Source organism: Bradyrhizobium sp. PRIMUS42, from assembly GCF_023006515.1.
In the GTDB taxonomy this organism is placed as follows: domain Bacteria; phylum Pseudomonadota; class Alphaproteobacteria; order Rhizobiales; family Xanthobacteraceae; genus Bradyrhizobium.
This window is the reverse complement of the sequence record NZ_JALBGZ010001570.1, coordinates 1-486: the sequence shown is the minus strand read 5'-3', so window position 1 is coordinate 486 and position 486 is coordinate 1. Positions and strand designations below refer to the sequence as shown.

Below are 486 nucleotides of genomic sequence, written 5' to 3'. Positions count from 1 at the left end.
GGGACGCCGATCGCGGGCCGGACGCGGCGCGAGCTGGAAGGGCTGATCGGCTTCTTCGCCAACACGCTTGCGATGCGCACGGACCTTTCGGGCGATCCGACCTTTCGCGAGTTGCTCCTGCGCGTGAAGGAGTCGGCGCTGGGCGCCTATGAGCACCAGGACCTGCCGTTCGAGCGGCTTGTGCAGGAGCTGCGGCCCGTTCGCGATCTCGGCCGTCACCCCATCTTCCAGACTATGTTCATCTTGCAGAACGTCGGACGTGAGGGCGTTCGGCTGCCGGGAGCGGAACTGAACTGGCAGGCTGGCAACGGCGCTAGCGCGAAGTTTGATCTGTCGTTCTACATGTACGATACCGCCGAGGAGCTCAGCGGAGTCTTCGAATACGCGACGGATATTTACGATGTATCGACGATCGAGCGCCTTGCGGAACGTTGGCGGGTGCTGTTGGAGGCGATTGCTGCCGATCCCGACGCGCGACTATCCGAG

General features: G+C 63.4%; 1 protein-coding gene. It reads left to right on the top strand.

What is annotated here, in order from left to right; translation table 11 throughout:
• On the top strand, nt 1–486 hold a 486-nt coding region (locus tag MOV75_RS41710), incomplete at both ends, for a condensation domain-containing protein (RefSeq protein ID WP_247008725.1).